We start from the raw sequence: 12,667 nt of genomic DNA on the forward strand, positions 1-12,667 counted from the left end.
CGCTCAGCCTGCCCGCTCGGCCTCGGCGACGGTGCCGGCATCCCCGTCGACGGTGACCCGCTGCCCGTCGGTGAGCACCGTGGTGCCGGTGCCGGTGCCCATCACGGCGGCGATGCCGTATTCCCGGGCGACGATCGCGGCGTGCGACGCGGCACCACCCTGGTCGACCACGACGGCGGCGGCGCGGCTGAACAGCGGTGTCCAGGACGGGTTGGTGGCCGGGCAGACCAGGACGTCGCCCGCGGTCAGCCGGGCGAACCCGGCGTGTGCGTGCACGATCCGGACCGGGCCGGTGACCCGGCCGCCGCCGGCCGGGGTGCCCCTCAGCAGGACGTCGTCGTCGTGGGTGCGGTCCCCGAACAGCACGGCGGGCGCGATCAGCGGGCTCCCGGCCAGCTCGTCGCGCCGCGCGGACCGGGCCGCGACCAGCTCGCGGAGCCGGTCGCGCTGCGCCGCGGACAGCGTGTCCGGCGCTGGCGACCGCTCGATCTCGTCGCGGCGCAGGTGCAGGACGTCCGCCGGATCGTCGAGCACGCCCGCGGCGGCGAGCCGGGAGCCGATCTCGCGCACCGCACGCTGCAGCGCGGGCAGGGTGCGGGTGCTGTGGAAGTGGGTGTCCTCGCGCAGCGCGACGGCCGCGCGGGCACCTTCGACCAGACGGTCCAGCGCGCCGATCCGGCGTGGCCCGAGCAGCGGGTGGGCGAGCAGCCTGCGCCGTGCCCGCTCGGCCCGGCCGGGGCGGGTGGGCGCCGACGAGGCGGAGACCAGCGCGGCCACCGTCGACAGCACCGTCGCCGGATCCTCCCGCCAGGTCGGCCCGGACATCAGCAGCAGGCTGGTGGTCTCCCGGTGCCCGTACTCGTCGAGGAATGCGTCCAGCGCGTCCCGGAAGCCGGCCAGCGCCGGATCCGTGGCGATCCGGTCGGCGAGCGTGGTGGCGTCGAACCCGGAGAACGCCACCCGCAGGGCGGGGGTCTCCCGCACCGTGGCGGCGAGCGTGTCGAGTGCGGCGTTGGCGTCGCTGGTGCGGCTCGGCCCGGCGGACAGGTCGCCGAACAGTGCGCCCAGGCCGAGGGCGCCGAGGGCCAGCCGCAGCCGCAGCAGGTCCAGCCCGGCCCGCGGCAGGTAATCCACCCGCAGGTCGGTGATCAGGTCCACGGCTTCGGCGGCGCGCCGCGGGAGCCCGCGCAGCGCAGCCCAGTCCAGGGCGGACGGATCGAGCCGTTCGAGCCGTCCGGCCTCCTGCTCGAACGCGGTGAACCGCCGGTCGGTGGTCCATCCGGCCGGCCGGAACCGGCGCAGCCGGGGCAGCACGCGGCGCGGCGCGCCGAGCACGGCCCTGGTCGGCCGCGGTGACGGCGGCACGAACCGGTCCACCACACCGTCCACCTCGGGCAGCACCTCCGCGAGATCGAGATGCGCGCCCGGGATCTCGGCGAGCATCCGCCGGACCATCCGGCCCGGCCCCGGCAGCAACCACGCGCTCATGTCCATCGGGTACGGCCGGATCGGGATCAGCTCGGCGAACGTCGGGCCGAGGAACCGCTGCCGCCGGTTCAACCGGATCGGCGCCGGCGGGAGCGCGGTCATCGGCCGGGCCTGGAGCAGCAGGAACCGGCCGTCGTGGCGGGCCCACTCGACGTCCTGCGGCCGGTCGAAGTGTGCGGCCACCGCCCGGCCCAGATCGGCGAGCTCGCGCGCGAGCGGATCGGGCAGCAGCGGCTCCGGGGTGTCGAGCGGGTCCGGCGTGACCCGCTCGATCCCGCCCTCCGGGAGCTGGCGCAGCACCACCTCGCGCCGCCCGGTCCGGCGCGACCGGATCTCCCCGTCCGGCCCGACGACGACGTGATCCGGCGTGACCAGCCCGGACACCACCGACTCGCCGAGCCCGGCGCCGGCGTCGACGACGATCTCGTCGCGCGCACCGGTCACCGGGTTCGCGGTGAACAGCACGCCCGCGGAGTCGGCCGGGACCATCCGCTGCACGACCACCGCCACGGCCGCCCCGGACGAGTCGATCCCGCGCCGCTGCCGGTAGGCGATCGCCCGGTCGCTCCACAGCGAACCCCAGCACTGCCGGACGGCGTCGAGGAGCGCCCGCTCGCCGACGACCCCCAGCAGGGTGTCCTGCTGGCCGGCGAACGCTGCGCCGGGCAGGTCCTCCGCGGTCGCGCTGGACCGCACCGCGACCGGGCCCGTGCCGAGCCCGCGGTAGGCGTCGGTGATCGCGGCGGCGAGCGCCTCCGGGATCGTCGCCGCGGCGAACAGCTCACGCAGCAGGGCCCCGTCGGGGGGACCGTCGGCATCGGGGCCTGCCGGGATCACGTCGCGGACAGCCGGATCGTGCTCGGCCGCGGCCCGGTAGGCGGCGGTGGTGATCACGACGCCGTCCGGCACCGGGAATCCGGCCCGGACGAGTTCGCCGAGGTTGGCGCCCTTGCCGCCGGCGACGGCGAGATCGCCGCTGCCGAGTTCGGCGAGGGGCAGGACCCAGTGGTGCGGACCGCCTGCGGTCGCCGGGTCCGGCCGGGCCGGTGTCGGGTGCGTCATCGTGGGGTCCTTCCGTCGGGCGAGGTGGGTGCGGCCCCGGCGTGACCGGGGTGTGCTTCTCCGGTGGGGCCGGGCGGTGTCGCCCCGGCCGTGCCGGGCGGTGCCGGGGCGTGCCCGGGCCGTGTCACTCCGGCAAGGCCGTGCCGTGCCGCTCCGGCGGAGTCACGCCGGGCGGCCGTTCCGGCGGGCCGGGTACGGAGTGGGACGGCGGGGACGGCCAGGCAGGACAGCGCGGCGATCCCGGCCGCGACGGCCAGCACGGCGGTGCCCGCCTGCACCGCGTGGCCCGCGGTGGCCGGATCGAGCAGCGACCCGCCCCGGCCGGTCAGCAGCGCCCCGATGATCACGACGCCGAGCGTCGCGCCGATCTGGCGCAGGCAGGTGACGGTGCCGGTCACCGAGCCGAGCTCATCGGGCCCGGCGGCGTTCTGCGCGACGAGCACCATCACCTGGACGACCATCCCCGCTCCGGCACCGAGCAGGAACAACACGGCGAGCAGCAGCGGCAACGGCGCACCGGGCCCGAGTACCGCGAGGGCACCCAGCGCGGCCGCGCACGCCGTGCCACCGACGACCGGGATCGCCCGGTAGCGGCCGGTCCGGGTGATCCGGCGTCCGGAGAGCGTGCTGGTGATGATCATTCCGGCCATCGCCGCGGTGACGGTCGATCCGGCGCTGGTCGCCGAGATCCCGTGCACGATCTGCACGGCCGCCGGGAGGAAGGCGATCGTGCCGAACAGGGCGGCGCCCGTCAGCAGCGAGACCAGCGCCGGGATGCCGGTGGCGCGCCCGGTGAGGAGCCGGATCGGCAGCACCGGAGCCGGTGCGCGGCGGGCGCTCACCCACCACCCGAGCACGGCGGCCGCGCCGGCGGCCGCCGTCGCGGGGCCGAGCCAGGACGGCAGCTCACCCGGCCGCCCCAGGGCCGTGCCGCCCAGCACGACCGAGAGCGACAGCACGGCGAGGGCGACCGAGCCCGCGACGTCGAACGGACGGTCCGTGCGGGTGCCCCCGCGCGGCAGGCCACGGACCACGAGCACGGCGGCGAGCACGCCGAGCGGCAGATGGACGGCGAACACCGCACGCCAGGTCAGGTGGTCGACCGCCAGGCCGCCGAGCACCGGCCCGCCGACCGCGGCGAGCGCGTACACCGCGCCGAGCAGACCCAGGTAGCGGCCGCGTTCGCGGGGGCTGAGCACGTCACCGAGGGCGGCCTGGGCGCCGACGACGAGCGCTCCGGCACCCAGCCCCTGCAGGAACCGGCCGCCGATCAGCACCGGGAGGCTCGGCGCGAACGCACAGACCGCGGCCCCGGTGACGAACACGGTGATCGCCCCCAGCAGGACCGGGCGGCGTCCGTGCCGGTCGCCCAGCGCGCCGGACAGCAGCATGGTCGAGGTCGTCGCCGCCAGGAACGCGGTGAGCACGGCCGATACCAGGTGCGGCTGCCCGAGATCGCGGGCGATGACGGCGAGCGCGGCGGTGAGCAATGTCTGGTCCAGGGCGCCGAGCAGCGTCAGCACCATCACCGCCGCGAGCGCGGCGACCGGTGCGCCGGTACGTGGTCCGCCCACGGCGACCTCCCAGATAGTGAACGGTGCGTTCCCTCACGCTAGCGCGCAGGTTGTAGGGAACGCAACGTTCACTATCAGGCCAGGACGGCGTGCACCCTCCCGACCGGCTGCCCGTGCCCGAGCACGTCGACCCGTCCGGCCGCGGCCAGCGCGGGACCGCCCACGCCCCAGCCGGCCAGGATCGCGGCGGCGAGCACCGGCAGCGGACGCGCCGAGCCGTCCAGGACGGTGACCGCGAACGCCCGGCCGTCCGGTAGTGCGGCCGCCAGCACGCCTTCGGCGCCGTCCTTCACGACGAGACCCGGGACCGCCTGTGCGAGGCGGGTGACCGGCCGGTCGGTCCCGCCGACCCACCACGGGTGCGTACGGATCGCGGTGGCGATCCGGCCCTCCGGCGTCCCGGGAGCGGCGACGGCGATCCGGCCGAATCCGCGGGCCAAGCCGGCCGGGGTGCACCCGAACAGCGGCGCACCGCAGCCGTCGACCGTCGTGACGTGTGGGTCGACGCCGGTCAGGTCGGCCACGGTCGCCCGGATCAGCTGCTGCAACGGATGCTGCGGGTCCCGGTAGCCGCGGATCGGCCAGCCCGCGGCCACGCAGGTGGCGAGCATCGCGGCGTGCTTGCCGGAACAGTTCTGCAGTACCGGTGCCGGCGGGACGCCCGCTGCCCGCGCGGCCGCTCCTGCCTCGATCCCCAGCGGCAGATCCGGGGTGTTGCCCAGATCGGCGTCGGTCAGTCCGGCGCCGTCCAGGATCCGCCGCACGCCTGTCACGTGGTCCGGCTCGCCGGAGTGCGACGCGCAGGCCAGCGCGAGCAGCTCGCCGTCCAGGTCGAGCCCGGCGCGCAGCATCGCGACCGCCTGCAACGGCTTGAGCGCCGAGCGGGGGAGGAACGGGATGTCCGGATCGCCCCGCACGGGAAGCGGACGGTCGTGATGCTGCGCGCCGGTCGCGACGCTCGCGAGTACGCCCAGGTGCACCGACTCGACCTCGCCGTCCCGCTCGACGTGGGCCAGCGGTACGGCGCCGGCGAGGACGGGTGGGACCGGGGTCCCGGCGTACATCGGACTGCGGGCGGTGTCGGCGGAGGTCACGGGCCGACGCTACGTCCGCGGCCGGGTGGCCCGGTCCCGGGCGGTCCGGGAGCCGGTCGTCAGGCGGGCGGTGGGCCCAGCCGCAGCGCCCGTTCCAGCTCGGCGGACGGTTCGACGGGCACCGGGCCGTAGGCGTTGCGCCGGGCCGAGCGCTTCCGGATCGCCGGGATCCGGGTCAGCAGGCGCAGGAACGACGGCGGTGTCACCGGGCGGCCGCGCTCGCGGGCCCGCGCGACCGTCCTTTCGACCCGGACCTGCTGGTCCTGCACGGTGACGATCGCCGGCTCCCGCTCGGCCTGGATCGCGCCCAGTACCTCGGGCCCCGCGGCGCCCTCGCGCAGCGCCGGGACGAGATGGTCCGCCGCGACGAGCGCGTCCTGACAGGCCATCAGGATCCCGTTGCCGCCGACCGGGGAGATGACGTGCGCGGCGTCGCCGATCAGCAGCAGCCCGGCCCGGTGCCAGACCGGTACCCGGGAGATGTCCACCGACAGCAGCGTCGTCGCGGTGAGGCCGGTGAGCAGATCCATCCGGTCGGCCAGCCACGGCACCCGCGTCGCGACCTCGCGCCGGACGTACTCCACGCCGCGCTCGCGGATCTCCGGGTAGCCACCCTTGGGCAGCGAGAGCCCGACCTGCCAGCGGCCGGTCACCCGCGGATCCGGCGGATCCCCCGCGGGCACCGGGCCACCGAGGAGCCCGACGTAGTGGCGCTCGCCGAAGAACAGATCGACGTCGGCGTCCGGCGGGTCGGTGGGATACCGGGGGAGGGCGAACCAGAGCAGGTCGGTGCTGGCTCCTTGCGACCGTGCGGTCAGTCCGGCCAGCGTGCGGACCTTGGAGAACCGGCCGTCCGCGGCGATCACGAGCCCGGCCGGGATCTCCTCGCCGTCGCGCAGCCGGACGCCGCGCACCGGGTCGTCCGCGGTGCCGGTGCCGAGCAGGCCGGAGACGGCTGCCCCGGTGCGCAGCTCGAACGAGTCCAGGCCGGCGGCCTCGGTGGCCAGGAAGTCGAGGAACCGGGCCTGCGGCATCAGTGCGACGTAGTCGTAGGGGGTGTCGAGCAGGCCGTAGTCGGAGGTGGTGACCGGCCCGCGCGGGGTGCGGAAGCGGAACTGGCGGGCCGTGACGTGCGGTAGCTCCAGCAGGCGCCCGGCCAGGCCGAGCCGGTCGAGCAGCTCGAGCGTCCACGGGTGCAGCGAGTCCCCGCGGAAGTCGCGGTCGAAGTCGTGATGCCGTTCCAGCAGCGTGACCGGGAGCCCGGCGCGGGCCAGCAGGTACGCCAGCAGCATCCCACCGGGGCCGCCGCCCACGACGACGGTCCGGATCGGCGTGTTCACTCCCGACGTCAGCTCGCCGAGCGGGTGTCGCGCTCGTCGAGCGAGTTGAACCGGGGCAGCGGTCGCCGGCACAGGAAGGTCCGGGCCGGCGGCGGGTTGCGCCATTCGGTGGCGGTCTCGACGACCTCGTCGAAGTGCGCGTCGAGCAGCGCCCGCAGGTCACGCACCCGGTTCGGCAGCGCCATCCAGGTGATGATCATGCTCAGCACCCCTTCGGGGGTCAGCCGGCGCGCGATCACGCCCATCACGGTCATCCGGAGCGCCTGCGGGAAGACCGCCCACGGCAGGGTGGAGACGAAGGCGTCCACCTGATCGATACCTGCGTCGTCGAGGATCCGTTCCAGATCGGCGACGTCACCGTGCACGACCTCCAGCCACGGCTTGTGCGCGCGCAGGTGGGCCACCAGCTCCTCGTCGATCTCGATCGCGAGGTAGCGGGCGTCCGGGCCGAGCCGGGCGCGGATCGGCTCGGCCAGCACGCCGGGGCCGGCGCCCAGCTCGACGACCACGCCGTTCGTCCCCCGCGGGACGACCTGGGCGAGCTGCCTGCAGAGCCGGCGACCGGTCAGGAACGGGGTCGCCAGCTGGTCCATCTTCGAGAAGGACCGCTTGAAGAACACGGTGTGGTCGGGAGGCGCCATACGGACATCGTGGCGGGTCGCGGCGTGCCGGTCATGCCCGGGCGACCGGTTTCACTCGGACCGCAGACCCCGGACACACAGGAGCGGCCCACCGGTCATCCGGGGGCCGCTCTCCTGTAATGGTGCGCCGTCAGGGACTCGAACCCCGAACCCGCTGGTTAAGAGCCAGCTGCTCTGCCAATTGAGCTAACGGCGCATGTTCACTTGAGTTGTCGTGCGTGCGCCGTCAGGGACTCGAACCCCGAACCCGCTGGTTAAGAGCCAGCTGCTCTGCCAATTGAGCTAACGGCGCATATTCATTTGAGGTGTCTGCCGGACCAGGCGACTGCGACCCCGGAAAGCTATCAGCAGACATTCCGGGGTCGATCGCCAGGTCGGCAACCGGGTGAGTGACGGGACTTGAACCCGCGGCCCCCTGGACCACAACCAGGTGCTCTACCGACTGAGCTACACCCACCATGCGCTTCTTCCGGCCGTGGCCGGAAGCGCTGATACAGCATAGCCCCCCGCCCGGGGGCGGCCGCGCGGGGGTTCCCGCAGGGCTCGTTCAGGCCCGCGGACCGTCTCCGGCCTGCGGATCCACTCCCGCGGCGACGTCCGCGACGGCGGCGGCCGCCGCCTGGGCCTGCTGCGTGGTCGGTCCGGGCGGGGCGACGAACAGCGCCTTGCGGTAGTACGCCAGTTCCCGGATCGACTCCTGGATGTCGGCGAGGGCGCGGTGCGCCAGGCCCTTCTCCGGCTTCGCGTAGAACACCCGCGGGAACCAGCGGCGGGCGAGCTCCTTGACCGAGCTGACGTCGATCATCCGGTAGTGCAGGTAGCCGTCGAGCTCGGGCATGTCGCGGGTCAGGAATCCACGGTCGGTCGCGATCGAGTTGCCGGCCAGCGGCGCGCTGCGGGCGTCCGGGACGTGCGCCCGGACGTAGTCGAGCACCCGCTGCTCGGCCTCCTCCAGGGTCACCGTCGCCCGGCGGACCTCCTCGGTCAGCCCGGACCGGGCGTGCATGTCCCGCACGACGTCCGGCATCCCGGCGAGCTTCTCCTCGTCGCAGCTGATCACGACGTCGACACCATCGCCCAGGACGTTCAGATCGCCGTCGGTGACCAGCGCCGCGATCTCGATGAGCGCGTCCTTGCCGAGGTCGAGCCCGGTCATCTCGCAGTCGATCCACACCAGCCGGTCCGTCATCGGTGCAGACTATGTGACTTCGGTTCGACCGGCGCGCGCCTCACGCCGCACGTCCGCGTGAGTGCCCTACGCTGCGGCTCCGTGACCTCCGACACCCCAGCGACCTCCGACACCCCAGCCGGCTCCGACTCCCCGGCCCGGGCGGTGGCCGCCGGTTACGCGACCGACGGCGCCGCGCTCGAACTCGGCACGGTACTGGTCGACGGCGTCTGTGACCCCCAGGCCGGGGTCCGTATCCCGCTCGCGACGCTGAACCGGCACGGCCTGGTCGCGGGCGCGACCGGCACCGGCAAGACCAAGACGCTGCAGGCGCTCGCCGGCCAGCTGTCCGATCACGGTGTGCCGGTGCTGCTCGCCGACGTCAAGGGCGACCTGTCCGGGATGGCCCGCCCCGGCGAGCCGGATCCGAAGATCGACGCACGGGCCGCCGACACCGGTGACGACTGGACTCCCACCGCCTACCCGGTGCAGTTCCTCTCGCTCGGCGACGGCGGGATCGCGGTCCCGGTCCGGGCCACGATCACCGACTTCGGGCCGATCCTGCTGTCGAAGGTGCTCGGGCTCAACGCCACCCAGGAGTCCACCCTGGGGCTGATCTTCCACTGGGCCGACCAGCGCGGGCTGCCGCTGCTGGACACCAAGGACCTGCGGGCGGTGATCACACACCTGACCTCGGACGAGGGAAAGGCCGAGCTGAAGGGGATCGGCGGGGTGTCCTCGGCGACGGCCGGGGTGATCCTGCGCGCGCTGGTGAACCTGGAGGCCCAGGGCGGCGACACGTTCTTCGGCGAGCCGGAGTTCGATCCGGCCGACCTGATGCGGCAGATCGACGGGCCCGACGGTCCGCGCGGCGTCGTGACCCTGTTGCAGCTCGCCGAGCGCGCCGCGCACCCGGTGCTGTTCTCGACGTTCCTGATGTGGCTGCTCGCCGAGCTGTACGAGGAGCTGCCCGAGGCGGGCGACCTGGACAAGCCGAAGCTGGTCTTCTTCTTCGACGAGGCGCATCTGCTGTTCGCCGACGCGTCCAAGGCGTTCCTGGAGCGCATCGAGCAGACCGTGAAGCTGATCCGGTCCAAGGGCGTCGGTGTGTTCTTCTGCACACAGCTGCCCACCGACATCCCGAACGCGGTGCTCTCCCAGCTGGGCGCCCGGGTGCAGCACGCACTGCGCGCCTTCACCCCGGACGACCAGAAGGCGCTCAACCGGACCGTCAAGACCTACCCGAGGTCGGACGTCTACGACCTGGAGTCGGCGCTGACCTCGCTGGGCACCGGTGAGGCGATCGTCACGGTGCTCTCCGAGCGCGGCGCCCCGACGCCGGTCGCCTGGACCCGGTTGCGGGCACCGCGGTCGCTGATGGCCGCCATCGGCGACGACGCGGTGCGCGAGTCCGCGGCCGGGTCGCCGCTGCAGGCCAAGTACGGGGAGCCGGTGGACCGGGACTCCGCCTACGAGCAGCTGACGCAGCGGATCGCGACCGGTCCGGGCGAGGCGGCGACGCCGGTCGAGGCGCCCACCGCCCCGGCGGACGCGCCTCCGCCGCCGGAGCAGGAGCGCTCCGGCGGGCTGTTCTCGAAGATCGGCGAGTTCCTGTCGTCGCCGACCGGACGGCAGATCACGAACACGGTGACCCGGGAGATCACCCGGAGCCTGTTCGGGACCCGCCGCCGGCGCTGACCGCGGACGCCCCGGCGCGGAAGCCCGCGACGGCCTCCGGGGTGATCTCCGCCATCAGCGCGACGGCGTCGGCCGGGGCCAGGTCGAGCACCAGCACCGATCCGGAACCGGCCGCCGTCGTCGCCTCCAGGGTGAGCACGCCGGCCCGGCGCTGGAGCAGGCTCTGCCGGATCCGCCAGCCGATCAGGCCGTCGCGGCGCAGCGCCGACGTCGTCCGGACCAGTGAGCCGTGCCGGGCGACGAGATAGCGCTCGTCGAGCCGGTGCCCCAGCGCCCGGTAGCGGTCCAGCCCGAGCGGCACCGCGGCGAGCAGCAGCAGCACCGCGACGACGACCGGCCACACCGGACCGCCGAGGTACACGACACCCCCCGCCGCGGCCGGCAGCACCAGCGCCGGAACGGTCGCGCGGACCAGCCTGCGGGTGCGGGCGGCCGCGGGATGCGCGGTCAGCGGCCCGGAGGTGATCGCGGGCTCCGCGCGGGCCGCGGTCGCCGCGACCTCGTGCGCGCGGTCCCGGCGGACCGGTGGGCCGATGGCACCGCCGCCGGTCTCCTCGCCGCCCGCCCCGGCCAGCCCGACCGTGAGCGCGCCCGCCTGGGCGCCCCGCCCGACCGCCCGGACCAGCAGCGGCTCGGTCACGGTGACCCCGCGCAGCCGTTGCTCGGAGACCGACAGCGACCGCCGGGTCAGCAGCCCGCGGCGGACCCGCAGGGTGCCGTCCGGCTCCCGGGTCAGCCGGAAACCCCACCAGCGTTCGACGAACAGCACGATCGAGCCGACCACCATCACGATCAGCAGCAGCGCCACCCCCAGCAGCGCCGACACCCAGATCGGAGCCGTGGTCAGCTCCCCGGTGACGGCATCGGCGCCGGGCAGCGTCCGCGGGTCGATGTCGGCCTCGCGCAGCAGGTTCCAGCCGGCCCCGGCCAGCGCCCCGATGGCGGCCAGCGAGCTGACGGTCAGTGGGGCATAGCGCAGCGACGACCAGTCGATGCGGTCGAGCTCCTCGGCCTGCTCGGTGTCCGGGCCGGGATCGGCGGCGTCCGGTGCGGAGTCCGGCCCGGTCCGGTCGGCGGGACGGGCGAGCAGCTCGCGGCGCAGGCGTTCGGCCTCGACGGTGGTGACGGCGTCGAGATCGAGTCCGGAGTCCGATCCGGCGCTCTGCCCGGAGCCGACCTTCACCACGCTCAGCCCGACCAGCCGGTGCAGCAGCGGCGCGGTGAGATCGACCGTGCGGATCCGGTCCCGCGGGACCGAGCGGCGCTGCCGGTTGAGCAGCCCGCTGTGCAGCTCCACGCGTTCCGGGGTGATCCGGTAGCGAGTGGTCTGCCAGCGGATCATCCCGGCCACGACGGCGAGCACGGCGATCCCGGCGGCGATCCACAGCTGCGTCGCGCTGCCGCGGCCCGCGCCGAAGATCAGCAGCGCGATCAGAGCCGGTGCGAGCTTGACCAGCGCGGTCGCCGGCGCGACCAGCAGCATCATCGCGGGCAGCCGTCGCCAGTCGTCACCGGGCGCAGGCGGGGCGCCCTCCGATCCGATCGGGGACGGGTAGCGCGCCCAGGGCGGCGGGATCCCCGCGGTCTCCCGGTGCTCGGTCGCCGCACCCGGGCGGCCGGGCGGCGGCCCGTGCACGACGGGCGCGCCGGGGCGTGGGTAGGCGGGCGGGGGCGGCCCGGGGTCCGGTGCGGCCGCTCGCCCGGTGTCCCACGGTGCGGTCGGCCCGGGGACGGCCCTGCCGGACGCGACGGCGTCCGGTGCCGGACCGCCGGGGGCCGCCCATCCCGGCGTGCCGCCGGTGGCGGGCGGTGCGGGGGTGGCCTGGCCCGGTGTGTGGCCGGTGGTGGGCGGTGCGGGGGTGGCCTGGCCCGGTGCGCCACCGGGGGTGCCCGGCCGGGGTTCGGCCGGGGTGCCGGTCCCGGCCGGCTCCGCGGGGTGCCGGTCGCCGGCGTCCGGGCGGTGGTCCCGGGGTTCCCGGTCGCTCATGTCGCGTCCCCGGGGTACCGGCCGGTCGTCTCGGTCAGCCGCCGGGCCAGCTCACGGGCCTCGTCGGCGTCGAGACCGGCGATCCGGACGGGACCGCGGGCCGACGCCGTCGTCACCGTCACCGTGGCCACCCGCAGCGCCTGCTGCAGCGGGCCGTGCTCGGTGTCGACCGTCTGCACCCGCGGGATAGGTGCGATCCGCCACTCGCGGACCAGCCAGCCGGACCGGTGGTAGACGGCCTCGTCGGTGACCTCCCAGCGGTGCAGTCGGTAGCGCAGCGCCGGCACCACGAGCGCCCCGACGAGCAGCCACAGCACGGTCAGGACGATCGTCGCGATCAGCAGGCCGTGCCACGGGTCGGCGGGCAGCAGCGACCACCCGACACCCTGCCCGACCAGCAGCACGACCGGCGTCGGCACCGCGCGCAACCGCCACCACCAGATCGCGCGCGGGCTCACCCGGTTGGCGGGCGGGCGCAGTGGCAGCGGGAGCGCGCCGGCGTCGGCGGCGTCGCCGGTGGTGAGTGGGCCGGTGGCGGTCATGTCCCCACTCTGCCGAACCCGGGCGGCCCGGGCATGCGTCCGCGCCGTCCGTCACGGAGCCGTGTCCGAAAGT

The 12,667-nt window shown here is 75.1% G+C and carries 9 protein-coding genes and 3 tRNA genes; 1 reads left to right on the forward strand and 11 read right to left on the reverse strand.

Annotated elements, in window-relative coordinates; translation table 11 throughout:
* Positions 1-3: 3 nt before the first annotated feature.
* From Pdca_RS08530 to orn, 9 genes are all read right to left on the reverse strand, one after another.
* The gene (locus Pdca_RS08530; RefSeq protein ID WP_085913744.1) at positions 4-2,550 is read right to left on the reverse strand and encodes a PEP/pyruvate-binding domain-containing protein; all 2,547 of its coding nucleotides are present in this window, start codon (positions 2,548-2,550) and stop codon (positions 4-6) included.
* Entirely contained in the window at positions 2,547-4,124 is a 1,578-nt protein-coding gene (locus tag Pdca_RS08535; RefSeq protein ID WP_085913743.1) for an MFS transporter, read from the reverse strand. Before Pdca_RS08535 ends, Pdca_RS08530 begins: the two co-directional genes overlap by 4 nt.
* A 74-nt stretch (positions 4,125-4,198) precedes the next feature.
* Positions 4,199-5,218 carry an asparaginase gene (locus Pdca_RS08540; RefSeq protein ID WP_232021470.1) on the reverse strand — a complete coding sequence of 340 codons (1,020 nt, stop codon included), beginning with the start codon at positions 5,216-5,218 and terminating at the stop codon, positions 4,199-4,201.
* Positions 5,219-5,277: 59 nt separating this feature from the next.
* Complete coding sequence (locus Pdca_RS08545; RefSeq protein ID WP_232021471.1) at positions 5,278-6,558, reverse strand: FAD-dependent oxidoreductase; 1,281 nt, start codon at positions 6,556-6,558, stop codon at positions 5,278-5,280.
* Between the two features lie 8 nt (positions 6,559-6,566).
* The gene (locus tag Pdca_RS08550) at positions 6,567-7,199 is read right to left on the reverse strand and encodes a class I SAM-dependent methyltransferase (RefSeq protein ID WP_085913741.1); all 633 of its coding nucleotides are present in this window, start codon (positions 7,197-7,199) and stop codon (positions 6,567-6,569) included.
* 120 nt (positions 7,200-7,319) lie between these two features.
* Positions 7,320-7,395 (reverse strand) — tRNA-Lys (locus Pdca_RS08555).
* Positions 7,396-7,418: 23 nt separating this feature from the next.
* Positions 7,419-7,491: transfer RNA gene (locus tag Pdca_RS08560), tRNA-Lys, on the reverse strand.
* A gap of 92 nt (positions 7,492-7,583) precedes the next feature.
* Positions 7,584-7,656: transfer RNA gene (locus Pdca_RS08565), tRNA-His, on the reverse strand.
* Between the two features lie 90 nt (positions 7,657-7,746).
* On the reverse strand, positions 7,747-8,388 hold the full coding sequence (orn, locus tag Pdca_RS08570) for an oligoribonuclease (RefSeq protein WP_085913740.1): 642 nt from the start codon (positions 8,386-8,388) through the stop codon (positions 7,747-7,749).
* A gap of 81 nt (positions 8,389-8,469) precedes the next feature.
* Here orn and Pdca_RS08575 point away from each other — a divergent pair, with 81 nt between their 5' ends.
* Positions 8,470-10,065, forward strand: a complete 1,596-nt coding sequence (locus tag Pdca_RS08575) for a helicase HerA-like domain-containing protein (protein ID WP_085913739.1) — start codon at positions 8,470-8,472, stop codon at positions 10,063-10,065.
* On the opposite strand, the gene Pdca_RS08580 is transcribed toward Pdca_RS08575, so the two are convergent.
* Complete coding sequence (locus tag Pdca_RS08580; protein ID WP_085913738.1) at positions 10,028-12,052, reverse strand: PH domain-containing protein; 2,025 nt, start codon at positions 12,050-12,052, stop codon at positions 10,028-10,030. The two genes, Pdca_RS08575 and Pdca_RS08580, sit on opposite strands and share 38 nt — an antisense overlap.
* Positions 12,049-12,594 carry a PH domain-containing protein gene (locus Pdca_RS08585; protein ID WP_085913737.1) on the reverse strand — a complete coding sequence of 182 codons (546 nt, stop codon included), beginning with the start codon at positions 12,592-12,594 and terminating at the stop codon, positions 12,049-12,051. Before Pdca_RS08585 ends, Pdca_RS08580 begins: the two co-directional genes overlap by 4 nt.
* Positions 12,595-12,667 lie beyond the last annotated feature (73 nt).

The organism is Pseudonocardia autotrophica (assembly GCF_003945385.1).
GTDB classification, from domain to species: Bacteria; Actinomycetota; Actinomycetes; order Mycobacteriales; family Pseudonocardiaceae; genus Pseudonocardia; species Pseudonocardia autotrophica.